Annotated in this window: 23 protein-coding genes; 13 read left to right on the top strand and 10 right to left on the bottom strand. The window is 68.2% G+C overall.

Going from position 1 to position 22,903, the window contains the following annotated elements:
- Positions 1-8: 8 nt before the first annotated feature.
- From VN11_RS01580 to coaBC, 3 genes are read right to left on the bottom strand one after another with little or no spacing between them, the layout of a single operon-like run.
- Positions 9-2,357, bottom strand: a complete 2,349-nt coding sequence (locus tag VN11_RS01580; protein WP_053448562.1) for a phosphomannomutase/phosphoglucomutase — start codon at positions 2,355-2,357, stop codon at positions 9-11.
- Between the two features lie 12 nt (positions 2,358-2,369).
- Positions 2,370-2,843, bottom strand: coding sequence for a dUTP diphosphatase (dut, locus tag VN11_RS01575; protein ID WP_053448561.1), 474 nt, complete (start codon positions 2,841-2,843; stop codon positions 2,370-2,372).
- Positions 2,840-4,129: a bifunctional phosphopantothenoylcysteine decarboxylase/phosphopantothenate--cysteine ligase CoaBC gene (gene coaBC / locus VN11_RS01570; protein ID WP_008265288.1), complete on the bottom strand. Its 1,290-nt coding sequence runs from the start codon at positions 4,127-4,129 to the stop codon at positions 2,840-2,842. Before coaBC ends, dut begins: the two co-directional genes overlap by 4 nt.
- A gap of 200 nt (positions 4,130-4,329) precedes the next feature.
- Between coaBC and VN11_RS01565 the strand changes: the two genes are divergently transcribed.
- The 4 genes from VN11_RS01565 (at position 4,330) to VN11_RS01550 (ending at position 8,461) form a co-directional block, all read left to right on the top strand.
- The gene (locus tag VN11_RS01565) at positions 4,330-4,956 is read left to right on the top strand and encodes a response regulator transcription factor (RefSeq protein ID WP_053448560.1); all 627 of its coding nucleotides are present in this window, start codon (positions 4,330-4,332) and stop codon (positions 4,954-4,956) included.
- 70 nt (positions 4,957-5,026) lie between these two features.
- Positions 5,027-5,731: a RadC family protein gene (gene radC / locus VN11_RS01560; protein ID WP_080374990.1), complete on the top strand. Its 705-nt coding sequence runs from the start codon at positions 5,027-5,029 to the stop codon at positions 5,729-5,731.
- 114 nt (positions 5,732-5,845) lie between these two features.
- Positions 5,846-7,534: an arginine--tRNA ligase gene (argS, locus tag VN11_RS01555; protein ID WP_053448558.1), complete on the top strand. Its 1,689-nt coding sequence runs from the start codon at positions 5,846-5,848 to the stop codon at positions 7,532-7,534.
- 21 nt (positions 7,535-7,555) lie between these two features.
- A complete protein-coding gene (locus tag VN11_RS01550) occupies positions 7,556-8,461 on the top strand; it encodes an SPOR domain-containing protein (protein WP_053448557.1) in 906 nt (301 codons plus the stop codon).
- A 127-nt stretch (positions 8,462-8,588) separates the two neighbouring features.
- Here the strand turns inward: VN11_RS01550 and VN11_RS01545 are convergent, their stop codons facing one another.
- On the bottom strand, positions 8,589-9,341 hold the full coding sequence (locus VN11_RS01545; protein ID WP_053448556.1) for an SDR family NAD(P)-dependent oxidoreductase: 753 nt from the start codon (positions 9,339-9,341) through the stop codon (positions 8,589-8,591).
- A gap of 114 nt (positions 9,342-9,455) precedes the next feature.
- Between VN11_RS01545 and VN11_RS01540 the strand changes: the two genes are divergently transcribed.
- Positions 9,456-9,923, top strand: a complete 468-nt coding sequence (locus VN11_RS01540; RefSeq protein WP_008265228.1) for a DUF1456 family protein — start codon at positions 9,456-9,458, stop codon at positions 9,921-9,923.
- Here VN11_RS01540 and VN11_RS01535 read toward each other — a convergent pair.
- Positions 9,892-10,779: a LysR family transcriptional regulator gene (locus VN11_RS01535; protein ID WP_053448555.1), complete on the bottom strand. Its 888-nt coding sequence runs from the start codon at positions 10,777-10,779 to the stop codon at positions 9,892-9,894. The genes VN11_RS01540 and VN11_RS01535 overlap by 32 nt on opposite strands.
- 143 nt (positions 10,780-10,922) lie before the next feature.
- On the opposite strand from VN11_RS01535, the gene VN11_RS01530 reads away from it, so the two are divergent.
- Positions 10,923-12,071: an MFS transporter gene (locus tag VN11_RS01530; protein WP_337999991.1), complete on the top strand. Its 1,149-nt coding sequence runs from the start codon at positions 10,923-10,925 to the stop codon at positions 12,069-12,071.
- Here VN11_RS01530 and VN11_RS01525 read toward each other — a convergent pair.
- Positions 12,068-12,766 carry a TorF family putative porin gene (locus VN11_RS01525; protein ID WP_053448553.1) on the bottom strand — a complete coding sequence of 233 codons (699 nt, stop codon included), beginning with the start codon at positions 12,764-12,766 and terminating at the stop codon, positions 12,068-12,070. The two genes, VN11_RS01530 and VN11_RS01525, sit on opposite strands and share 4 nt — an antisense overlap.
- Before the next feature lie 179 nt (positions 12,767-12,945).
- On the opposite strand from VN11_RS01525, the gene VN11_RS01520 reads away from it, so the two are divergent.
- Positions 12,946-13,335, top strand: a complete 390-nt coding sequence (locus tag VN11_RS01520) for a DUF6165 family protein (protein ID WP_053448552.1) — start codon at positions 12,946-12,948, stop codon at positions 13,333-13,335.
- Between the two features lie 6 nt (positions 13,336-13,341).
- Here the strand turns inward: VN11_RS01520 and VN11_RS01515 are convergent, their stop codons facing one another.
- Positions 13,342-14,019, bottom strand: a complete 678-nt coding sequence (locus VN11_RS01515) for a response regulator transcription factor (protein ID WP_238581842.1) — start codon at positions 14,017-14,019, stop codon at positions 13,342-13,344.
- Between the two features lie 198 nt (positions 14,020-14,217).
- A complete protein-coding gene (locus tag VN11_RS01510) occupies positions 14,218-14,790 on the bottom strand; it encodes an Ax21 family protein (RefSeq protein ID WP_004153841.1) in 573 nt (190 codons plus the stop codon).
- 210 nt (positions 14,791-15,000) lie between these two features.
- Here VN11_RS01510 and VN11_RS01505 point away from each other — a divergent pair, with 210 nt between their 5' ends.
- Positions 15,001-17,403, top strand: a complete 2,403-nt coding sequence (locus VN11_RS01505) for a S9 family peptidase (RefSeq protein WP_053448551.1) — start codon at positions 15,001-15,003, stop codon at positions 17,401-17,403.
- A 91-nt stretch (positions 17,404-17,494) separates the two neighbouring features.
- The gene (locus VN11_RS01500; RefSeq protein WP_053448550.1) at positions 17,495-17,854 is read left to right on the top strand and encodes a DUF1428 domain-containing protein; all 360 of its coding nucleotides are present in this window, start codon (positions 17,495-17,497) and stop codon (positions 17,852-17,854) included.
- 15 nt (positions 17,855-17,869) lie between these two features.
- On the opposite strand, the gene VN11_RS01495 is transcribed toward VN11_RS01500, so the two are convergent.
- Positions 17,870-18,550: a hypothetical protein gene (locus VN11_RS01495; protein ID WP_053448549.1), complete on the bottom strand. Its 681-nt coding sequence runs from the start codon at positions 18,548-18,550 to the stop codon at positions 17,870-17,872.
- Positions 18,551-18,657: 107 nt separating this feature from the next.
- Complete coding sequence (locus VN11_RS01490; RefSeq protein ID WP_053448548.1) at positions 18,658-19,557, bottom strand: hypothetical protein; 900 nt, start codon at positions 19,555-19,557, stop codon at positions 18,658-18,660.
- 490 nt (positions 19,558-20,047) lie between these two features.
- On the opposite strand from VN11_RS01490, the gene VN11_RS01485 reads away from it, so the two are divergent.
- The 4 genes from VN11_RS01485 to VN11_RS01470 all read left to right on the top strand — a co-directional run bounded on the left by VN11_RS01485 (position 20,048) and on the right by VN11_RS01470 (position 22,879).
- Positions 20,048-21,481, top strand: a complete 1,434-nt coding sequence (locus VN11_RS01485) for a Do family serine endopeptidase (protein WP_053448547.1) — start codon at positions 20,048-20,050, stop codon at positions 21,479-21,481.
- A gap of 101 nt (positions 21,482-21,582) precedes the next feature.
- A complete protein-coding gene (locus VN11_RS01480) occupies positions 21,583-21,948 on the top strand; it encodes a hypothetical protein (protein WP_004153835.1) in 366 nt (121 codons plus the stop codon).
- An 8-nt stretch (positions 21,949-21,956) separates the two neighbouring features.
- Positions 21,957-22,427: a phage holin family protein gene (locus VN11_RS01475; RefSeq protein ID WP_004153834.1), complete on the top strand. Its 471-nt coding sequence runs from the start codon at positions 21,957-21,959 to the stop codon at positions 22,425-22,427.
- A complete protein-coding gene (locus VN11_RS01470) occupies positions 22,424-22,879 on the top strand; it encodes a hypothetical protein (RefSeq protein WP_053448546.1) in 456 nt (151 codons plus the stop codon). The genes VN11_RS01475 and VN11_RS01470 overlap by 4 nt, the downstream gene beginning before the upstream one ends.
- The last annotated feature ends 24 nt before the right edge of the window (positions 22,880-22,903 follow it).

Below are 22,903 nucleotides of genomic sequence, written 5' to 3'. Positions count from 1 at the left end.
CCGATCAATCAGAACCCCAGCGGGGTATCGCCCAGCACCGGTTGCAGCTGACTGCGGAACAACGCCTGGATGCGTTCCAGTGCGGCCTCGTCGCTGCCCTCGAAACGCAGCACCAGCACCGGCGTGGTGTTGGAGGCACGCACCAGGCCCCAGCCATCGGGGAAGTCCACGCGCAGGCCGTCGATGGTCGACAGTCGGCCGCCCACATAGGGGTTGTCCGGCGATTGCGCCGCTGCCACCAGCATCGCCACCAGCGCGTGCGGCGTGCCCTCGGCCACCGGTACTTTCAGTTCGGGCGTGGCCACCAACTGCGGCAGCTCGCCCAGCACCTCGTCCGGCGATTCCTCGCGCTGGGCCAGGATTTCCAGCAGGCGCGCGGCGGCGTACAGACCATCGTCGAACCCGAACCAGCGCTCCTTGAAGAAGAAATGCCCGCTCATCTCGCCGGCCAGTTCGGCATCGGTCTCGCGCATCTTCGCCTTCATCAGCGAATGCCCGGTCTTCCACATCAGCGGGCTGCCGCCGTTGCGCAGCACGTGGTCGGACAGCTTGCCGGTGCACTTCACGTCGTAGATCACCATCGCGCCCGGGTTGCGCATCAGCACGTCGGCCGCGAACAGCATCAGCAGGTGATCGGCATAGATGATCCTGCCTTCGCCGGTGACCACGCCCAGCCGGTCGCCATCGCCATCGAATGCAACGCCGAGATCGGCACCAAAGCGCTTGACCGTCTGCACCAGGTCTTCCAGGTTGGCCGGTTCGCTGGGGTCGGGATGATGGTTGGGGAAGCTGCCGTCGACATCGCAGTACAGCGGAATCACTTCGGCGCCGATCGCTTCCAGCAGCTGCGGTGCGAGCGCGCCGGCGACGCCGTTGCCGGCGTCGGCCACCACCTTCAACGGGCGGTCCAGCTGCACGTCATCGGCGATGCGCTGGATGTAGTCGGCGCTGACATCGCGCTGCTGGTAATCGCCAGGTTCGGCGGCCTGCACCAGGCGGCCCTCGATGATGCGCTGGTAGAGATCGGTGATGGCCTCGCCGGACAGCGTCTCGCCGCCGATGACCACCTTGAACCCGTTGTACTCGGGCGGGTTGTGGCTGCCGGTGACCGCCACGCAGGTGCCGGTACGCAGATGGAAGGCGGCGTAGTACACCAGCGGGGTCGGTGCCAGGCCGATGTCGATCACCGCGCAGCCGGCACGGCGCAGGCCTTCGGCCAGGCCGGCGGCCAGCTCCGGCCCGGACAGGCGGCCGTCGCGACCGATCACCACCTCGCGCAGACCCTGCTCCAGTGCCGCGGTGCCGATGGCCTGGCCGATCAGCGCCGCGGTCTTCGGCGTCAGCTCGCTGCCGACCACGCCACGAATGTCGTAGGCGCGGAAGATGCCGGCCGCCAGTTCCTCGGCCGGTACCGGTGGCGGGGGTGGGGGCGCGCCTTCCTCGCTGGCGGCGGCGGTGGCCACCGGCGGCGGTGCCATCTGCAGGCTCTCGCTCAGCGTCGGACCATGATCGGCGTCCGCCGCCGCGGCGCGGCGCGGCAGCGGCAGTGCCTTCGGCAGGCGGCCACGACCGACCACCAGCAGCACCGCGATGAAGGCCAGCAGCAGCGCAACGATGGCACTGGCCAGCGCCCCCAGTCCCAGCGGACCCGGTTCGACATTGGGCACCGCGGCCACCAGCCGCAGCGGGGTGCCGGCCACCGGCCGCGCCAGCGCCTCGGCGCTCTCAGCCAGATGCGCATTGCCCTGCGTCACCAGATCGTGCGAGCCCTGGCGCAGGCCGAGGAAGCCGGTGGACGGCGCACTCACCTGGTCCAGCGGCGAGGTCAGGCGCAGCAACGGTTGGCGCACATAGAGCACGGCCGGGCCCAGGTTGCCCAGCTCGACCGGTGCCGCCAGGCCAAGGCGGTTGCCACCGCCGTCGCGGACCACGCGCAGGCGCGGCTTGCCGTCGGCCAGTGCGGCTTCCAGCAGTGCCAATCGGGCATAGCCGAAGGTGGCCGGGTCGGCGTAGGCGTTGGCCAGATCCGCGGCCAGCACGTCCACCTGCTCCACGCCGGTCCAGCTCTCGCGCACGGCCAGTGCTGCCGCGGCGGCATCGCCGGCCTGCAGGGCCTGCTGCACGCGTTCATTCTTCAACTGCTGCTGCAGCTGCTTCAGCTGGCCAGCGGCGGCCTCCTGCAGCCCCTGCACGGCCTGGTCACGCGCGTGTTCCAGCGCCTGGCCGTTGGCCTCCTGCCGCCATTGCTGCACCGCGCTCCATCCGAACCAGCCGGCCAGCAGGACCAGCAGCACCCCCAGTAGTGGCGCGCTGCGTCCCAACGACCGTCCCCGCTGTCCTTCCCCGATGCCGCTCATCGATGTCCCCTGTCAACGCACCCCGGTATGGCCGAATCCACCCGTTCCCCGCACGCTGTCGGTGAAAGTATCCACCACCTGCAGGCTGACGCGGGCAATCGGCACCACCACCAGCTGAGCGATGCGATCGCCCGGCTCGATGGTGAAGGTCTCGCGGCCACGGTTCCAGACGCTGATCAGCAGCGGCCCCTGGTAGTCGGCGTCGATCAGGCCGGTACCGTTGCCGAGCACGATGCCGTGGCGGTGGCCCAGCCCCGAACGCGGCAGGATCACCGCGCACAGGTTCGGATCGGCGATGTGGATGGCCAGGCCGCTGGGGACCAGCGCGGTATCGCCGGGCTGCAGGGTCAGCGCGGTATCCAGCGCCGCGCGCAGGTCCATGCCGGCGCTGGCTTCGGTGGCATAGGCCGGCAGCGGCCAGCTGTCGCCGAAGCGCGGATCGAGCAGCTTGACCTGCAGCGGTTGGGAAGTGAAAGCCTGGGTCATGCCTGGAGTCTCCGCGCGATCAGCGCCAGCAGTTGTTCGGCCAGCTCGCGCTTGGAGGTGGCCGGGAATACCTGTTCACCGTCCTGCCAGAAGGCAGTGGCGGCATTGTTGTCGCTCTCGAAGCCGCCGCCGCTGATGCCGACCTGGTTGGCGATCACCAGGTCCAGGCGCTTGTCGACCAGCTTGCCGCGCGCGTATTTCTCCACGTCGTGGGTCTCGGCGGCAAAGCCGACCACCAGCTTCAGCGCCTGCGTCTGCGCGGCGACCTCGGCCAGGATGTCCGGCGTGCGCACCAGCTCGATCACCAGCGACTGGCTGTCGGCAGTCTTCTTCAGCTTCTGCGCGGCCACCTGGCGCGGCGTGTAATCGGACACCGCGGCGGCACCGATATAGATGTCGGCCGGCAGCGATTTCAGCACGGCATCGCGCATCTGCGCGGCCGAGCGCACATCGACACGCTGCACGCCGGGCGGCGTCGGCAGCTGCACCGGGCCGCTGACCAGCACCACCTGCGCACCCATCGCCGCCGCTGCGGCGGCCAGGGCGAAGCCCATCTTGCCGCTGCTGCGGTTGCCCACGTAGCGCACCGGATCGATGTCCTCATAGGTGGGGCCGGCACTGATCAGCAGGCGCAGGCCCTGCAGCGCGCGGGTCTCCGGCGGCGCCACGGGGGCCGCTGCGCCGCCGTTGGCGGCCAGCGCGGCGACGATGTCGCCCGGCTCGGCCAGCCGGCCGGGGCCGGATTCGCCTTCGGCCAGCGGACCGTCGACCGGGCCGATCACCTGCGCACCGCGCTGGCGCAGCAGGGCGATGTTGGCCTGGGTCGCCGGATGCAGCCACATGCGGTGATTCATGGCCGGGCAGATCGTCAGCGGCGCGGTGCTGGCCAGGCACAGGGTGCTGACCAGGTCATCGGCGTGGCCCTGGGCCAGCCGTGCCAGCAGATCGGCGGTACCGGGCGCGACCACGATGCGGTCGGCCCAGCGGGCCAGTTCGATGTGGCCCATGGCCTGTTCGGCGGCGCTGTCCCACAGCGTGGTGCGGGTCGGCTGCCCGGACAGCGCCTGGAAGCTGAGCGGCGTGACGAACTGCTGGGCACCGGCGGTCATTGCCACCTGCACCTGGGCCCCCGCGTCGCGCAGGCGCCGCACCAGTTCCAGGGCCTTGTAGGCTGCGATCCCGCCTCCCACGCACAACAGCAGTTTCTGACCTTCCAGCGCGCGGGCCGGCGCGGGGGAAGCGTTGGGGGAGTCAGCCACCTGGAATTCCTGTGCAAACGAGGGCATTAGCTTACCCGATGGCCGGTAATGTCCCGGTGCATGGCGCACATAGCGCACAGCTATGAGCAGATGGAGTCCTCCCGCATCGACCCGGGGTTCACCGGCAACGCTTTCGGACCTTTCCTATACCTCTGTGGCCCTGCCCTTTTGCAGAATCAGGCGTTGGCCGCTGCGCGCAGGGGTCTGTTCGATCTCCGAGGAGCCGCGTGCATCCGCGCATCATCATCGCCGACGACCATCCCGTGGTCCTGCACGGCATCCGCATCGTGCTGCAGGCCCACCTGATGCAGGTCGTCGGCAGTGCCTGCGACGGCGCCGGGCTGCTGCAGCTGCTGGCCCGCCACGACTGCGACGTGGTGCTGACCGACCTGTCGATGCCGGGGGACGGCCCGGATGGTCCGGAACTGATCGATGCGCTGCGCGCTCGCCATCCCGGCCTGCCGGTGGTGGTGCTGACCGGCGCACGCCATCCCGGGCTGCTCGACGGCCTGCTGCGCGAAGGCATCAGCGGCCTGGTCGACAAATGCGCCGATTTCACCGAACTGCCGCAGGCGCTGAACGCGGCACTGGCCGGGCAGGTGTTCGTCTCCCAGCAGCTGCGCCACCACCTGCAGGCCCGTGACCTGCTGTTCCCACGCGAGCCGGCGCCGCTGTCGGCACGCGAGCAGGAAGTGCTGGATCTGCTCGCGGCCGGCCTCAACGTGAACGCCGTCGCCGAGCGTTGCGGGCGCAGCCCGAAGACGATCAGCCGGCAGAAGGCCGAAGCCAAGCGCAAGCTGGGCCTGCAGAACAACCAGGAGCTGTTCGACTACCTGAAGACCCGGCGCGAGTGAGGCATCGGCCGACCCGGGTCCGCGGCGTGGCCTGATGGGAGCCGGCGGCTGGGCCCGCGATGATGCGCGCATGCCCATCCACGACTGGCCCGAACAGGAACGTCCCCGCGAGAAGCTGATCGCCCGCGGGCCTGCGGCACTTTCCGATGCCGAACTGCTGGCACTGTTCCTCGGCTCCGGATTCGGTGGCCGCGATGCCGTGCAGACCGCGCGCGACCTGCTGCAGGCCCATGGTCCGTTGCGGACGCTGCTCGCCCGCCCCGCCCGCGAGTTGGCCCGCCTGCCCGGGCTTGGGCCGGCGCGCAGCTGTACGCTGGCGGCCGGGCTGGAACTGGCCCACCGCTACCTTGCCGCCGAACTGGAGCACGGCGAGGCGGTCGGCAACAACCCCGCCGCGGTCGGCCGCTACCTGCAGCACCGCCTGCGCGGACAGGCACGCGAGATCTTCATGGCCCTGTTCCTGGACAATCGCCACCGCCTGATCGCCTGCGAGGAACTGTTCCACGGCACCATAAACGCCGCCCCGGTCTACCCGCGTGAAGTGGTGCGGCGTGCCCTGCTGCACAACGCGGCGGCGGTGATCCTGAGCCACAACCATCCCTCGGGCGATCCTGAGCCCTCCGGGGCCGACACCCGTATCACCGATGAGCTGCAGCAGGCGCTGGCGCTGGTGGACGTACGCCTGCTGGACCACTTCGTAGTGGGCGAGGGCCGCCCCGTTTCGTTTGCTGAACGAGGCCTGCTGTCCCCGCCCCAGCCCCGCTTGTTCGGCTGAGCGCACGCCCACCCGGGGCCACCGGCCGTCCCCGCAGGCATGTCCTGGTCAGCGTGGTCACTGGTATCTGCGCTAAAATGGGCGATTCCGCCGCTCATTCTCACAGCAGGCCTCGTGAAAAATCTCCTCCGCGCCCTGATCAGCCAAGGCATCGAAGCCTTGCGCGCCAATGGCACCCTGCCCGCCGACTCCCTGCCGCCGGACTTCGTGGTCGAGCGCCCGAAGACCCGCGACCACGGCGACTTCGCCACCAACGCCGCCATGCTGCTGGCCAAGGCCGCGCGCAGCAATCCGCGCGCACTGGCACAGGCGCTGGTCGAGGCGCTGCCGCGCAGCGAGGACGTGAGCAAGGTCGAGATCGCCGGCCCTGGCTTCATCAACTTCCACCTGGCCCCGGCCGCGTACCAGCGCGAAGCCGCGTCGGTGATCAAGGAAGGCCATGACTACGGCCGCAACCTGTCCGGCAATGGCCGCACGGTAGGCGTGGAGTACGTGTCGGCCAACCCGACCGGCCCGCTGCACGTCGGCCACGGCCGCGCCGCAGCGATCGGCGACTGCGTGGCCCGCGTGCTCGATGCCAATGGCTGGAACGCCAAGCGCGAGTTCTACTACAACGATGCCGGCGTGCAGATCGAGAACCTGGCGCTGTCCACCCAGGCCCGGATCAAGGGCATCGCACCAGACCAGGACGGCTGGCCGGAAGGTGGCTATCGCGGTGAATACATCGCCGACGTGGCCCGCGCCTACATGGCCGGCGCCAGCGTCGATCTGGAAGGCAGCACCGTGGTCGGCGCCAAGGACCCGGATGACATGCAGGCGATCCGCCGCTTCGCCGTGGCCTATCTGCGCAACGAGCAGAACCTGGACCTGGCCGCGTTCGGCGTCGACTTCGACATCTACTTCCTGGAAAGCTCGCTGTATGCCGACGGCAAGGTAGCCGAAGCGGTGGCCAAGCTGCAGGCCTCCGGCCACACCTATGAGGAAGGCGGCGCGCTGTGGCTGCGCAGCACCGACTTCGGTGACGACAAGGACCGCGTGATGCGCAAGTCCGACGGCACCTTCACCTACTTCGTGCCGGACGTGGCCTACCACCTGTCCAAGTGGCAGCGCGGCTACGAGCGTGCGATCACCGAACTGGGCGCCGACCACCACGGCTCGCTGGCGCGCGTGCGCGCCGGCCTGCAGGCGATGGAAGTGGGCATCCCGCAGGGCTGGCCGGAATACGTGCTGCACCAGATGGTCACCGTGATGCGCGGCGGCGAGGAAGTGAAGCTGTCAAAGCGTGCGGGCAGCTACTTCACCCTGCGCGACCTGATCGAAGAAGCCGGCCGCGACGCGACCCGCTGGTTCCTGATTGCGCGCAAGCCCGATTCGCAGCTGACCTTCGACATCGACCTGGCCCGCCAGCAGAGCAACGACAACCCGGTGTTCTACGTGCAGTACGCGCATGCCCGCGTCTGCAGCCTGCTGCGCCAGGCGCAGGAAAAGGGCCTGGTGTACGAGCAGGGCAACGGCCTGGCCAATCTCGGCCGCCTGGTCGACGACGCCTCGCTGCTGCTGATGAACGAGATCTCGCGGTATCCGGAAGTGGTGGAAGCGGCCGGCGTGGCGCTGGAACCGCATCTGGTAGCGCAGTACCTGCGTGAATTGGCGCATGCGTTCCACACGTGGTATCACGGGACGCCGGTACTGGTGGATGACGCCGCCGATCGCAATGCCAAGCTGACCCTGGCCTGCGCGGCACGCCAGGTGCTGGCCAACGGCCTCGACCTCCTGGGCGTCAGCGCCCCGGAAAAAATGTAAGCATCAGGAGACGCAGTACTCATGGCAGCACGACGCGGCAAAAGCCAGGCACGACGCAACAGCGGCAGCCAGGGCACACCCGGATGGGTGTGGCTGGTCGCCGGTGTGGCCATTGCTGCAGTGGTGTTCCTGGCGGCGCCGAACCTGTTCAAGGGCGAAGGCGATGGTTTCCTTCGCGCCGGCCCACAGCCGAACCCGAACGCGCAGCCGGCCCCGGTCGCCGATGCCGACAGCGATGTCGGTACCCAGCCGGCCGCGCAGCCCGCCACGCCGAAGCCGGCCGAAGCGGAAAAACCGGCCGCCACCCAGTACGACTTCTACACCCTGCTGCCGGGCAAGGAAGTTGAAATGTCCGACGCCGAACTGGCCGCCAGCGCGCGCGCCGAAGACCAGCGCCGGGCCAAGGCCGAGGCGCAGCGCGCGCAGGCCGCACTGGAAGGCAAGCCGGTACCGCCGGCTGCGGCCACCGCAGCTGCACCGGCAACGACCGCCAGCGTCGCCAGCACCGCGCAGGTGACGGCCACCAACCGTCCGCTGCCGGCTCCGCTGAGCGAGCGTCCGGCTGCGGCAACGCCGCCGGCCAGCACGCCGCCGGCATCGACCAGCACCGCCGCTGCCACGCCGGCCGCGCGCGCGGAAACCGCACCGGCAGCAACCAGCACTCCGGCCGCTGCCGCACCGGCCGCCGTGGACAATGCCCGCTACATCCTGCAGGCCGGCGCGTTCGGTGCTTCCGGCGATGCCGAAGCGACCAAGGCCAAGCTGGCGATGATGGGCCTGGCCGCACGCGTGGAGTCGGCGCAGATCAACGGCAAGACCGTGTACCGCGTGCGCATGGGGCCGTATGGCAGCGCCGGCGAGCTGTCCGAGGCCAAGCAGAAGCTGGATGGCACCGGTCTGCAGGCGATGGCGATCAAGGCACAGTGAGCCTTCGGGCCTGAACGGAAAAAGCCGGGCATTGCCCGGCTTTTTTTTGCTCCCGTAGAGTCGAGCCGTGCTCGACTGCCGTTCAAAAACAGAAGAGCAGTCGAGCAAGTTCGACTCTACGAGGGCTTCAGCCTTCGCGGGCCACCTGGAAGCCGGCGAACGACTGGCTGACCGGCATCAGTTCCAGGCGATTGATGTTCAGGTGCGGCGGCAGCGTGGCCACCCAGAAGATCTGTTCGGCGATGTCCTCGGCGGTCATCGGGTTGGCGCCGCTGTACAGCTTGTCCGACGCGTTCTGGTCGCCATGGGTACGCACCACGGTGAACTCGGTTTCGGCCATGCCCGGTTCGATCGTAGTCACCCGCACGCCGGTGCCGTGCAGGTCCGAACGCAGGCCCAGCGAGAACTGGCTGACGAAGGCCTTGGTACCGCCGTAGGCATTGCCACCGGGATACGGATAGACGCCGGCCACCGACGAGATGTTGATGATCGCGCCCTTGCGCTCCACCAGCTGCGGCAGCAGGCGATGGGTCAGGGTCACCAGTGCGGTGATGTTGGTGTCGATCATCGTGGTCCAGTCCGACAGCTTGGCGCCCTGCGCCGGCGCGGTGCCCTGCGCCAGGCCGGCGTTGTTGACCAGCAGATCGATCTCGCCGAACGCGGGCGGCAACGCCAGCAGGGCCGCTTCCATCGCCACCGGATCGCGGATGTCGAAGGCGGCGGCATGCACCACGTCCTTGCCATAGCGCTTGACCAGCGGCTGCAGGCGCTCGCTGCGACGGCCGGTGGCGATCACCTTCCAGCCAGCCTGCGCGAAGCGGTGGACGGCGGCGGCGCCGAAGCCGGAGGTGGCGCCGGTAATCAGGACGGTGCGGGTCATGCAGGCAACTCCGTGGGGAACCAGACCCCCATTCTGGCACCGTCGGCCGGGGCTTGCGTTGCCGGATCGGCCAGATCCGGCCCCACCTGTCGGGGTGACCGGTACAATTGCGCCATGATCAACAACGATGTCCTGCGCAGCGTGCGCTACTCCCTGGACCTGGGCGACCACCACGTGGTGACCCTGTGCCAGATGGCCGATCCGGCGTTCGCCGTGGATACCGAGCAGGTCAAGGCCTGGTTGCGCCGCGAGGACGAAGCCGGCTTCGAAGCAATGAGCGACAGCGCGCTGGCGCACTTCCTCGATGGCCTGATCGTGCACCTGCGCGGCCGCGACGAGAGCCAGCCGCAGCGTGCGGTGGAAACCCGCATCGACAACAACCTGGTGCTGAAGAAGCTGCGGGTGGCCTTCCAGCTGCGTGACGTGGACCTGATGGAGATCTTCGCCAGCGCCGGTTTCAAGGCATCCAAGTCGGAAGTCGGCGCACTGTTCCGCCAGCCCGGCCATGCCAACTACCGGCGCTGCCTGGACCAGATGCTGCGCAATTTCCTCAAGGGCCTGAGCCTGCGCCTGCGCGGCTGAGCACGGCCTCGACGAACGCGCGCGCCGCCGGCGTCGGCACCCGCTGCCAGACCAGGTGCACGCGGCGGGTCGGGGTGGGTTGCAGCGGAATCTGCACCACGCCCTCGAAACCGTCGGCGATCAACGCCGGCACGATGCCGACCGCCAACCCGTGGCGGACGAAACGCTCGACCAGTTCCATCAGGTTGACCTCGAAGCGCACCGTGTGCGGCAGTCCCGCAGCAGCGAACGCCTCATCGGTCTGACGGCGCGCGCCGGTACCGCGCGGGAAGTCGACCAGTGCCTCATCCTGCAGTTCGGCCAGGGGCAGCCGCTTGCGCCTGGCCAACCGGTGCGACGGCGCCAGCACCGCCACCAGATCCTCCTCCTGCAGCATGCGGTGGCAGACGCCGTCCAGCGCCGCCGACGGCGCCAACCCGACCAGTGCCACATCCAGCTCGCGCGACTGCACCTGCGCGATCAGCACTTCACTTTTCTCTACCCGCAGCTGGAACTCCACCTGCGGGTGCGCCTGCTGGAAGGCAGCCAGCATCGCCACCACGTCGATGTCGGTGAGCGACGAAATCTGACCGATCGCCAGCAGCCCGCGTACTTCACCACTGACGGCGGCCACGTCGGCGCGCAGGTGGCGCAGGCTGGCCAGCACCTGGCGCGCATGCACCAGCAGCGCCTCACCCGCGGCGGTCGGGCGTACCTGGCGCGGCAGGCGCTCGAACAGCGGCGTGCCCAGTTCCTGCTCCAGGTAGGCAATCTGGTGGCTGAGCGCGGACTGCACCACGTGGCAGCGCTCGGCGGCACGGGTGAAGTTGCCCTCCTCGGCCAGGGCCACGGCGAATTCGAGCTGCTTGAGATTCACGCAACCATCTCAATTCCAGATGACAGGGATGATGATGATTCATTTCCATCATGACTGCAGCAGGCGGACACTGTGCACCCCGCTTTCTGGAACATCGCGTGAGCCCCACTCTCCCCCCACTGCATCGCTGGCAGGTGCTGCTGATGTCGGTCGCCACCGGTGTCGCGGTGGCCAGCAACTACTACGCGCAGCCACTGCTGCACACCATCGCCGATGCCTTCGGCGTGCCGTTCGGCCAGGTCGGCATGGTGGTCACCGCTGCGCAGCTGAGTTATGCCGCCGGGCTGATCCTGCTGGTGCCGCTGGGAGACCTGTTCGAACGCCGCCGCCTGATCGTGGTGATGAGCCTGCTGTCGGCGGGCGGCCTGGTGATCAGCGCCTGCGCACCGTCGCTGACCTGGCTGCTGGTGGGCACCGCGATCACCGGCCTGTTCTCGGTGGTGGCGCAGGTGCTGGTGCCGTTCGCCGCCACGCTGGCCGCGCCGGAGCATCGGGGCAGGGTGGTCGGCACGCTGATGAGTGGCCTGCTGCTGGGCATCCTGCTGGCACGCACCGTGGCCGGCCTGCTTTCCAGCCTGGGCGACTGGCGCCTGGTGTATGCGATCGCCGCCGGCACGCTGGTGCTGACCGCGCTGGCGCTGCAGCGCGGGCTGCCGCGTTTCCATCACAGCGCCGGCCTGGGCTACTTCGCGCTGCTGCGCTCGATCGGCGTGCTGTTCGTACAGGAACCGGTGCTGCGCCAGCGCACCCTGCTCGGTGCCTGCAGCTTCGCCATGTTCGCGATCTTCTGGACCCCGCTCGCCTTCCTGCTGGCACAACCGCCGTATGAATACAGCGATGCCACCATCGGCCTGTTCGGACTGGTCGGTGCCGCCGGTACGCTGGCCGCGGGCCTGGCCGGGCGCATGTCCGATCGCGGGCAGACTGGCCGCGCCACCGCCATCGCACTGGTGCTGTTGCTGCTGTCATGGCTGCCGCTGGGGCTGTCTGCACATTCGCTGCTGGCGCTGCTGGTCGGCGTGGTGGTGCTGGACCTGGCCGCGCAGTTGCTGCACGTCAGCAACCAGAACCTGATCTATGCATTGCAGCCTGCCGCACGCAACCGGCTCAATGCCGGCTACATGACCGGCTACTTCATCGGCGGTTCGCTGGGCTCGCTGCTGTCGGCGCAGGTCTACCAGCGCTTCGGCTGGACCGGCGTGTGCGTGGCCGGTGCCGCGGTGGCGGTGCTGGCCCTGCTGCTGTGGCTGCCCGGCGCGCTGCGCGCGCGCCAGGCTGCGGCGTCGAACTAGAAGCTGCCCTGCAGCGCCAGCTCCCAGCGTCCACCGGCATTGCCCGGGAACAGGCGCTTGGCCGCACTGTCGGTGTCGTGCACGGTGGCGCGCAGTTCCCATGCCGGCGCCAGCGTGGCAACCGCACTGAGCTGGCCATGCAGGTAATCCGGCCCCTGCGCGGTGGCCAGCCAGTACTGGCCCACCGCCGCTTCCAGGCGGACCCGCTCGTGCAGCGGCACCCGTACGCCCAGCTGGGCATAGGTGCCGCGATGGCCGCCGGCCAGCGCGTCGTTGGAGTGTGCGAGCTGCAGCCAGGCGCGCTGCTTCCAGGTCAGCGTGGTGTTGAGTTCGGTCCAGTCCAGCGCGCGACCGGTGCCCGGGTACACATAGCGGGTCAGGTTGGCATCCAGCGCCCAGTCCGGCGCGAGCGTGCCGGACCAGCCCGCCACCAGGTCGAACTCGCTGCGCGCGCCATTGTCCGGCTTGAACGAAACGTTCGAGCCCCACACGCTGGCGTACCAGCCCGATGCGATGGCTGCTTTCGCACCGGCCTGCACCGCCGGGTCACCGTCGCTCTGCGAGCTGCCACGCCACACGTAGTCGCTGGTCAACGCCGCGCTGCCACTGACCTGTACCTGGGCCTGCGCACTGCCGATTGCGAGCAGCCCTGCCAGGGCGGCCACCATGGCCGCCATCGTCCCCTTGCTGTTCACTGCACTGTTTTCCTCGTCGAAGGCGGTCGTGCCGCCGGGACGGCAGTGTCGGGGGCCGGGCCGTAACGGATCGAGGGCGTTGCCCCGCCCGCAGCGCAAATTCGGCGTAAATCCCGTGGAGGAGCGGCGCATCGGCATGGGCGCGTTATCATGCTGGCCTGTTACCAGGAACCAACCACGTGGACGCCATCCTGACCCCGGTATCGATCGGCGAGCTGATCGACAAGATCACCATTCTCGAGATCAAGGTCGAGCGCATCGACGATGCCGCCAAGCTGGCCAACATCCATACCGAGCTGGATGGCCTGTTGCCGCTGCTGCAGCAGCTGCTGCAGGCGCAGCCGGAGCTGGCCGCGCTGAAGCAGCAGCTGAAGGTGATCAACGAGCGCATGTGGGACATCCAGGACCAGCTGCGCGACAAGGAAGCGGCCCAGGTGTTCGACGATGCGTTCATCCAGCTGGCGCGTGGCGTCTATGGCACCAACGGCGAACGCGTGCAGGTGAAGAACGAAATCAACCGCGTGGCCGGTTCGGTGCTGGTGGAAGAGAAGCAGTACCAGGGCGAATAAGCCCGCTCATCCGCAATCGAGCAGGTGGCGGAAGCGGAACAGGTCGCCGTCGCCGCGGATGCCGAGCTTGCGGTAGGCCGAGGTTTTCTGCGAGCTGATCGTGCTGGCCGAACGCCCCGATCGCAGCGCCATCTCGCCGGTGCTGACCCCTTTCAGCACCAGGCCAAGCACTTCGCGCTCGCGTCGGCTCAACGGCGCCAGCACCGGCGCCGGGGTGCTGCGCGCGCGTGATGCGTTCAGTTCCGCACGCAGCTCCGGTGGCACGAAGCATCCTCCGCGGGCCACCACGTCGATCGCGTGCAGCAACACATCCGGCGCGGTCGACTTGGACAGGAAGCCACGCGCGCCGGCACGCATGCTGGTGGTCACCGTGCTGGCGTTGCAGTGTGCCGACAACACCAGCACCGGCAGCGCCGGCCAGCGTTGCGACAAGCGGCGCAGCAGGGCCAATCCATCGCCCAGATCGCCCATCGGCAGCGCGTCGATCAGCAGCAGGTCCACACAGGTCGGGCTGCGCTCCAGCAGCTGCAGCAGATGCGCCTCGCTGGACAGGCTCACCCGGACCTGCACGCCACTCTGCTGTCGCAACAGCACTTCCACGCCCAATCGCAATACCGGATGCGGGTCCAGCAATGCCAGGCGTTGGGGCCGGTCGGGAAGCAAGGGTGGAAGTGCGGGCGGCATGGGGGGCATGTCCAGCAACATGGGACAGACACGGTAGAACGGAGCCCGCAGCGGCGGAATCCAATTCCTTGCAATGCCAGGCCTGCCTGACCCATCAGTCAGATGGCATTCGGTTTTGCGCCTTCGCAAACGCAACAGGCCCGGCAGAAGCCGGGCCTGTTGAAGCTTTTCCAGCGCGCGATCGCGCCGGGGCAGCTATTACCAGCTGAAGCGCGGGCCGACGGTGTATTCCTTGTCGCCGTGACGGTTCATCTTCAGCTCGCCGTTCAGGCCCCAGTTCTGGTTCAGCTTGACCTGACCACCCAGGCGGCCGTACCACTGGCCATCCGGATTGACGCCGTGCTTCTTGGCGTAGTCTTCGTAGCCGACCAGGCCATAGACTTCGGCGTGGGCACCGAAGGCAGTGCGAACACCGGCTTCTGCGCTGTAGCCGTTGAAGTCCAGACCGTGCTTCTGGTCGAGCTTCTGGTAGGCAACGCGGGCAACGAAGTCGGTCGACGGAGCGATTTCAACGTTGTAGCCGGCACCGATCTTCCACTGGTCCAGCTTGACGTTGGTGTGGTCGAATTCCTGGCGGCTGTACTCACCGAAGGCATGGAAGTTCGGCAGGAAGCCGTAGGAACCCTTCACGCCCCAACCATCGGACTTGAACGCATCGTTGTCGGTCTTGGCGTAGTTGGCTTCGGCGTAGTTGTAGGACAGGTTCTCAGCGGCCGAAGCGGTGAACGGCAGGGCAGCGGCCAGGGCCAGAGCAATCAGCGAATTCTTCATGGGGGTACACCTTTACTTTCTTATGGTGTGCAGCAGCGCCAGGGCGCCATCGCATCGGGAATGTAAATTCTCCGTTATTCGCCACAACGCTCCCTGAAAACAGCGGTCTTCGCATTGCTGAATTTTTTGCCTTGATTCAGGCTCTCTCTGGCATACGCGCGCGCCGCGCGTGCATTTGTGATCCCTCGACGATTGCAACAGGAGGTTGCCTTGCACCTGCCCGACCCGCTTCAGAAGATGGTCCGCGCGACCGTACTGGCCAGCGCTGCGCTGTTTTCTTCCACGCCTGCACATGCATTGCAGGCCAGCGACTACCAACGCGCCGAACGCGTGCACGACAGTCATCTGCGCGGTGCACTGCGCAATGCGTCGGTACTGCCGAACTGGCTGCCCGACGGGCGCTTCTGGTACGAGCGCGAAGACGCACAGGGCCGGCGCCAGGCCGTGCTGGTCGATCCGGCAACGGCCCGTCGCCAGATCCTGTTCGAGCCCACCGCGCTGGACACAGCGGTGGCCCCCTTCGCTGCCAGCGGGCCACGCCTGCGCCTGGCCAGCGTGCAGGTGGTCGACGCTGGCCTGCGCCTGCGTTTCAACGGTGAGGTGCCGATCGATTGCCAGTGGCCACGCTGGCAATGCGCGCGCGCGCAGGATCCGTTGCCGCCGGCCGACGCACTGCCTTCACCCGTTGGCGATGCGTGGCTGCAGGTGCGCGGCCACGATCTATGGCTGCACTCGCCAGGAACCGTGGCACGCGCGCTGACAGCCGGCGGTGAACCCGGCCATGGTTATGGCGTGCTGCCGGACTTCGCCCTGCGTGGCATTCCGCGCCGGCAGGGCCGGATGCCGATGCGACCGTTCGCGGTCGCCTGGTCACCGGATGGCCGCTACGTGGCCGGCATCCGCTATGACGAGCGTGCCCTGCTGGACTATCCCTATCTGGAAAGCACGCCCGCCGACAGCGCGCGCCCACGCGTGCATGCGGTGAAACTGGGCGTGCTGGGTGATGCCCAGCAGGTGCGCGACAGCCTGTACGTGGTGGATACCCGCAGCGGTCAACAGCACGACATCGCGCTGCCCGAGGGCTGGAACACGCTCAGCGAAGCCGGCGTGCTGGGCTGGGAGGGCGGCCGGTTGTACGCGGTGATCGCACACTTCGGGACGCCACGGCGCCTGCGCCTGGTGGAGATCGAAGCCGGCAGCGGTGCAGTGCGCACCGTACTGGAGGAAGCCAGCGACACCCGCCTGCAGCTCAACGTGTATTCGTACAACCGACCGGCCGTGGCGATCCTGCCCGGGCAGGACACCGCCGTGTGGTTCTCGCAGCGCGACGGCCGCGGCCACCTGTACCGGGTGCGGCTGTCCGACGGCAAGGTGCTGGCCCAGCTGACCCGTGGCCCCTGGGTGGTACGCGACCTGCTGGGCGTGGACGGCGCAGGCGGTTGGGCCTACTTCAGTGCCGGCGGCGTGGACGGTGGCGACCCTTACGTGCGCGGCCTGTACCGGGTATCGCTGCAGGGCGGGCCGATCCAGCGCCTGGCCGCCGATGGCAACGACCACCTGGCCGATGCCGGCACCGGCTCGCTGTTCGGCGGACGCGCGCCGCAGGCACTGTCGCCTGGCGGTGGCTATCTGGTGGATACGGTTTCCCGTCTCGACCAGCCACCACGCACCGTGCTGCGGGCCAGCGATGACGGCCGTGAAGTGATGGTGCTGGAAACAGCCGATGACAGCGCGATCGTTGCGGCAGGCTGGCGCGCACCACGGCGCGAGCGGCTGCTGGCCGCCGATGGGCGCACGCCGATCTTCGCCACCGTCTACCTGCCCCGTGACTATCGCGATGATGGCAGCTTCCCGGTGATCGACGCGATGTACGGCGGCGCCTTCATCAGCAATGCGCCGGTGACCTACGCCGAAGCGGTGTCCGCATTGAATCCGGTGTCACGGGCCAGCCTGGCCGAGCTTGGCTTCGTGGTGGTCAGCATCGATGCGCGCGGTACCGGCGGCCGCGACAAGGCATTCCATGACGTCAGCTTCCTGCGCGCCGCCGATGTGCAGCTGGATGACCATGTGGCGGCGCTGCGCCAGCTGGGCGAACGCTACCCGGGCATCGACCTTCAGCGGGTCGGCATCTATGGGCATTCGTTCGGTGGCTACAGCGCGGCGCGCGCCCTGCTGCGCTACCCGGCGTTCTACAAGGTGGGCGTGGCCTCGGCCGGCAGCCACAATTTCCAGGGCATGTATGGTGGCGCCCTGCACGGCATGGACCGGCTGTTCGGCGGCGTGCTGCCGGCTACGGCCATGGCCGATGGCGTGCCGGCGCCGTTTGCCGGACTCGACAATGCCGCGCTGGCCGGCAACCTGCGCGGGCATCTGCTGCTGGTCTATGGCGAACTGGACGAGAACGCGCCACCGGCGCTGACCCTGCAGCTGGCCGCCGCCCTGAACAAGGCCCAGCGCGAGTATGACCTGCTGTACCTGGCCCGCCAGGACCATGAGTTGTTCCGCAACGACGCTACCTACACGCACCGCATGTGGGACTACTTCGTGCGCCACCTGGCCGGCCGGCAACCGCCGGATACGATGCTGGCGCCGCTGCCCGGTGGCCCGGGCTGAACAGGCATCGCCAGGGTGTCGATCCACGCCGCCCTGGTTCGTCGGGTACTTGAAGGCCGTGCATGCGGCACGGTCCATCCGGAGGCAGGCAATGAGCTACATCGATGGTTTCGTCCTGGCGGTGCCTACCGCCAACAAGGAGAAGTTCCTCGCCCATGCGCGCGCGGGTGATCCCGTTTTCATCGAATACGGTGCCCTGCGCGTGGTCGAGTGCTGGGGTGACGACGTGCCACGCGGCAAGACCACCGACTTCTTCGGCGCAGTGAAGGCCACGCCGGATGAGACGGTGGTGTTTTCCTGGATCGAATGGCCGGACAAGGCGACCCGCGACGCCGGCATGCAGAAGATGATGGAAGATCCGCGGCTGGACCCGTCGAAGAATCCGATGCCGTTCGACGGCGCGCGGATGATCTTCGGCGGCTTCGTGCCGATCTACGAACTTACGCCCTGAAGGGTGTGGGCGCGCTCAGCGCGCGTCCGTGTCATCGCTGGCAGCGGCATGGCCGGCGCCCAGTGCGGCGCCGGCACCCAGGCCCATGCCGGCCCCCATTCCACCGCCACCGCCACCGCCGCCTCCACCGGAACGACCGCCCTTGGCATCGCCGTCATTGCGGCCCTTGCCGCTGGCGCCGGGCCGGGTCGGCCCCTGCGGCGGAATCTGCAGGCCGGCCGGGATCGGCGCCAGGTCCAGCGCTTCGCGCACGAAGTCACGCAGCGAGACCACCAGGTCGTGGGTGTGCACCGGCCGACCCTGTGCCAGTTCGTTGGCGGCGCGCGCGGCCAGCCGCACCTGTTCGTCGGTGCCCAGCAGCAGGATGTCCGACAGTGCCGCCTCGACCGCATCGCGGATGCGGCGGGCGCGGTCCGAACGCGGTTCGGCGATGCCTTCGGCATCTTCGCGCTGGCGCAGGTCGCGGCGATGGCTGGGGTCCACCCCCAGTTCGCCGGTGAACGAACCGCCCAGGGTCTTGTAGGCGGCCATCAGCGTGCGCAGCCGCTCATTGATCTGCCGGTTCTCGCGCTCGCGACGCTGCTGCAGGGTCTGCATCACCAGCAGGCGGATGCCCACGCCGAGCAGGGTGATCAGGACCAGGCCGGCCAAGGTGGACAGCACGCCCTGCCAGGAACTGAAGTCGATACCGCGCATGCTCGGCACTCCGGCGGGAAGAGCCTGCATCTTGCCCCAGGCCATGTCCCAGAAACGCGAAAGGCCCCACCACCCGGAGGGTGGCAGGGCCTTCGGTCACGGCGCGATTACTTGCGCTTGGCGACCTTGCGCACGGCCTTCTTGGCCGGAGCCTTCTTGGCGGCGACCTTCTTCAGCGGTGCAGCCTTCTTGGCGACCGTCTTGCGGGTGGCGGCAACCTTCTTGCCAACCGCCTTCTTGGCGACGGCGGTCTTCTTGCCGACGACCTTCTTGGCCGCAGCGGTCTTCTTGCCGACGGCCTTCTTGGCAACGGCCGCCTTCTTGCCGACAACCTTCTTGGCCGCAGCGGTCTTCTTGGTGGCGACCTTCTTGGTGGCGGCAACCTTCTTGCCGACAACCTTCTTCGCAGCCACGGCCTTCTTGCCGGCGACCTTCTTGGCGGCGACGGTCTTCTTGGCCACAGCCTTCTTGGCGGTGGCGACCTTCTTGCCGACCACCTTCTTGGCGGCCGCGGCCTTCTTGGCAACAGTCTTCTTGGCCACGGCAGCCTTCTTGGTGGCGGCCTTCTTCACGGTGGCGACCTTCTTGCCGGCAGCCTTGGTGGCGGCCTTGGTGGTCTTCTTGGCAGCGGCGGCCTTCTTGGTCACAGCCTTGCCCGCAGCGGCCTTCTTCTTGGCCACTTCCTTCTTCAGGGCAGCGGCTTCGGCCTTGGCGTTCTTCTTGGCGGCTTCCAGCTTCTGCTTGGCCTTGGCAACGGTCTTGCCGACCGACTTGGCAGCCTTCTCGGCCTTCTTGGCAACGGTCTTCTCGACCTTGGCCACGGCCTTCTTGGCCTTGGCAACGCGGGTACCGGCAGCCTTGGTGGCGCGCTTGACGGTCTTCTTGACCGACTTCACGGCGTCTTCGGCGGCGTGGGCGATGGTCTCGCCAACATTGGTGGCGGCTTCTTTGACGTTCTCGACGGCGTCGGTCACGACCGACACACCATTACCATTACCGTTGCTCATGTTGCCCTCCTGGGGGCCTTTAGTATCAAAACGGGGCGATGCTATACCGACATTGACGATCGTGGAACGGGGCACACGCCACCAATCGCATCTGCTGCGACGGCAATGGTGTAGCCAGGCACGGTCGCCAGCACGACTGCTTTGCAGCAAACCCCTTTTTTTAAGGACTGCGCCACACACGCCACACGCAGGATGGGCAGCACCGCAGTGGCCGGCACCGATGCGCTGATCCGCGCAGGTTGTGGCGCATTGCGGCACTCGGTTGCGCGGAACTGCGCAGGTATCCGTCTGTGTCCAGCTCGCGGTCGGCCACCTTCGGCAGTGCACGCATCGCTGCCATGACGGTCGCTTTGGCCTCGCCGCCGGCATTCGGATCCGCCTGCCGGGCACGCGGTTTTCATGGCGCATTTATCCAGATCGCGACACACTCATTCAGCTTGTTTTACCGTAGGGCCGAACCGCCCCCACCCACGCCTGCGAACCGACGCCCATGCGACCGCTCCCCACCCTGCTCACGCTCGCAATCGCCGCTGCCTTCGGTGGCTTCGTTGCCACCGGCCTCAATGCACACCTGGACAACCGCGCCGATGCCGCACCGCTGCCGGCGGTGTTGCCGACCACCGCGGCATTGCCGGCCTCGGTGGCCGGACAGGCGGTGCCCTCGCTGGCGCCAATGCTGGAAAAGGCGATGCCGGCAGTGGTCAGCGTCAACACCAAGCAGGTGGTGCGCGTACGCAACCCGTTCTTCAACGACCCGTTCTTCCGCCGCCTGTTCCCGGACATCCCGCAGGAACGCATCAATGAATCGCTGGGCTCGGGCGTGATCATCGACGCCAAGGAAGGCCTGGTGCTGACCAACCACCACGTCATCGACAATGCCGATGACGTGCAGGTGACGCTGGCCGACGGGCGCACGGTCAAGGCCGAGTTCCTCGGTTCAGACCGCGATACCGACATCGCGCTGATCCGCATCCCGGCGCAGAACCTGACCGACATCAAGCTCGGCAACAGCGACCAGCTGCGGGTGGGCGACTTCGTGGTGGCCATCGGCAACCCGTTCGGCTTCAGCCAGACGGTTACCTCCGGCATCGTCTCCGCCGTGGGCCGCAGCGGCATCCGCGGCCTGGGCTACCAGAACTTCATCCAGACCGATGCGTCGATCAATCCGGGCAACTCCGGCGGCGCGCTGGTCGACCTGCAGGGCCAGCTGGTCGGCATCAATACCGCCAGCTTCAATCCGCAGGGCAGCATGGCCGGCAATATCGGCCTGGGCCTGGCGATTCCCTCCAACCTGGCGCGCAGCGTGGTCGACCAGCTGGTCAAGCATGGCGTGGTGGTGCGCGGCACGCTGGGCGTGGAGAGCCAGAACCTGACCGCGCAGATCGCGCAGGGCCTGGGCCTGGGCGAAAGCCGCGGCGCGCTGATCACCCGCGTGCTGGCCGGTTCGGCCGCCGCGACCGCTGGCCTGAAACCAGGCGACGTGGTGGTCTCAGCCAATGGCCAGCGCGTGGACAGCGCCGAGGCGCTGCACAACGTGGAAGGCCTGGCCGCGGTCGGCAGCCCGCTGACGCTGGACGTGCGCCGCGAAGGCAAGCCGTTGCAGATCAAGGCGACGCTGAAGGAGCAGGCACGTGCAGTGACCGGCGACAGCCTGGACCCGCGCCTGGGCGGCGCCACCTTCGTCGACCTGCCCGAATCGCTGCGCCAGTCGGGCGTTGGCGGCGTACTGGTCAGCGAGGTCAAGCGCGGCAGTCGCGCGGCCAGCAACGGCCTGCAGCAGGGCGACATCATCACCGACGCCACGGTGGGTGAATTCGCCGACCTGGCCAGCTGGCGTGCCAACTTCCAGCAGCGCCCGCCGACCCTGGTACTGCGCGTGCTGCGCAACAACGGCCAGCAGCAGGGCCAGCTCGTGATGCGCTGATCGCCCCGCCGTAACACCCCCTATACCCCGGCAATGCTATTGCTGTCAGCCCAGGTCGGCACCGCCGACACCCGTTCCCCCATCGCAACAGGAGTGATTCGATGAGCCCCACCAATACCGAGAACCTGAAGGAACACCTGGGTGAAGCCGGTTCCCACCTGAAGCAGGCCGCCACGGCCGCCGGCGGTGCGATCAAGGGCGCAACCGGTGCTGCGACCGATGAACTGCGCATCGGCAAGGCCAACGTCAAGGCCGAACTGTCCGACAGCGCGCTGTCCGGCCTGGCCGCCGCCGAGTTCGGTGGTGCCGCCGCCAAGGAACAGGTCGATGCGCTGATGGACAAGGGCAAGGATCTGATCGACAGCGCCGCTGAGCTGATCCGCGAACGTCCGCTGGCCTCGTTCGGCGTCGCCTTCGCCGCCGGCTGGATCATCGCCAAGCTGGCCCGCGGCAGCAGCGACAAGTAAGCCGCAGCGTGAGCGAAGACAACGCGCAAGCGCCTGATCCGGCGGCCACCCCGCCGCTGGATGAGAGCATCCGCCAGGTCGGTGCGGCCGGCCGTGCCGCCGCCGATTCGGCCAAGCATTCGCTGCGCTCGTTGCGCCGGTTGGCTTCGGCCGACTTCGCACTGGCGCGGAGTGCGTTCGGCCGCGCGCTGGCCTGGGCCGGCGTGGCAATCGTGTTCGGTGCGTCGGCCTGGCTGCTGATGGCGGCCACCCTCATCGCCCTGCTGCAGAGCTGGGGCCTGAGCTGGCTGCAGGCCCTGCTGATCACCTCGCTGCTGAGCCTGGCCGTGACCGGCTATGCGATCTGGCGGGTGTCCTACTTCTTCCACCACACCGGCATGCACGCCACCCGGCGCCAGCTGTCACGCCTGGGCCTGTTCGACGAGCCCAGCGAAGATGACCCGGATGCCGATGTGCAGCTGCCGGAGGGCAAGCCATGAAGTTCGGTGCGCTGCAGCGGCGGGTGAAACGCTGCGAACAGGTGGTGACGGTGCGACTGGTCGAGACCCAGGACCATTGGTCCACGCTCAGCCAGGTCTGGCGCCAGGGCTGGTCGCCGCTGCGCATCGTGGTGGTCGGCCTGGCCGGCGGCTTCATCGCCGGCAAGCTGGAAGTGCCGGGCAAGGTCAACGGTGCGCGCTGGCTGCAGATGGTGGGCTCGGTCTCGAACCTGTTCGCCAGCGCGCAGGCCGCGTTCGCTACGGCCATGGCGGCACAGGCCGCAGCCACCGCCGACGATGCCGCCGAAGAAGCCGACGATGCCAGCGAACAGGCACAGGCGGCCGCATCGGCATCCGCCGCGCGCCAGGCACCGGCAGCACAGCCGGCGGCGGAACCGGAACTGCGCGAGCCGCGTCCGGCCGAAGCAGCCACTGAGCTGTCAGAACGTTGATGGATGGAATCCGCCGCGCCGATC

The sequence above is a fragment of the Stenotrophomonas maltophilia genome (assembly GCF_001274595.1).
Lineage (GTDB): Bacteria > Pseudomonadota > Gammaproteobacteria > Xanthomonadales > Xanthomonadaceae > Stenotrophomonas > Stenotrophomonas forensis.
Note: the sequence above shows the minus strand (reverse complement) of the source record. Positions and strands in the feature narration are given on the sequence as shown.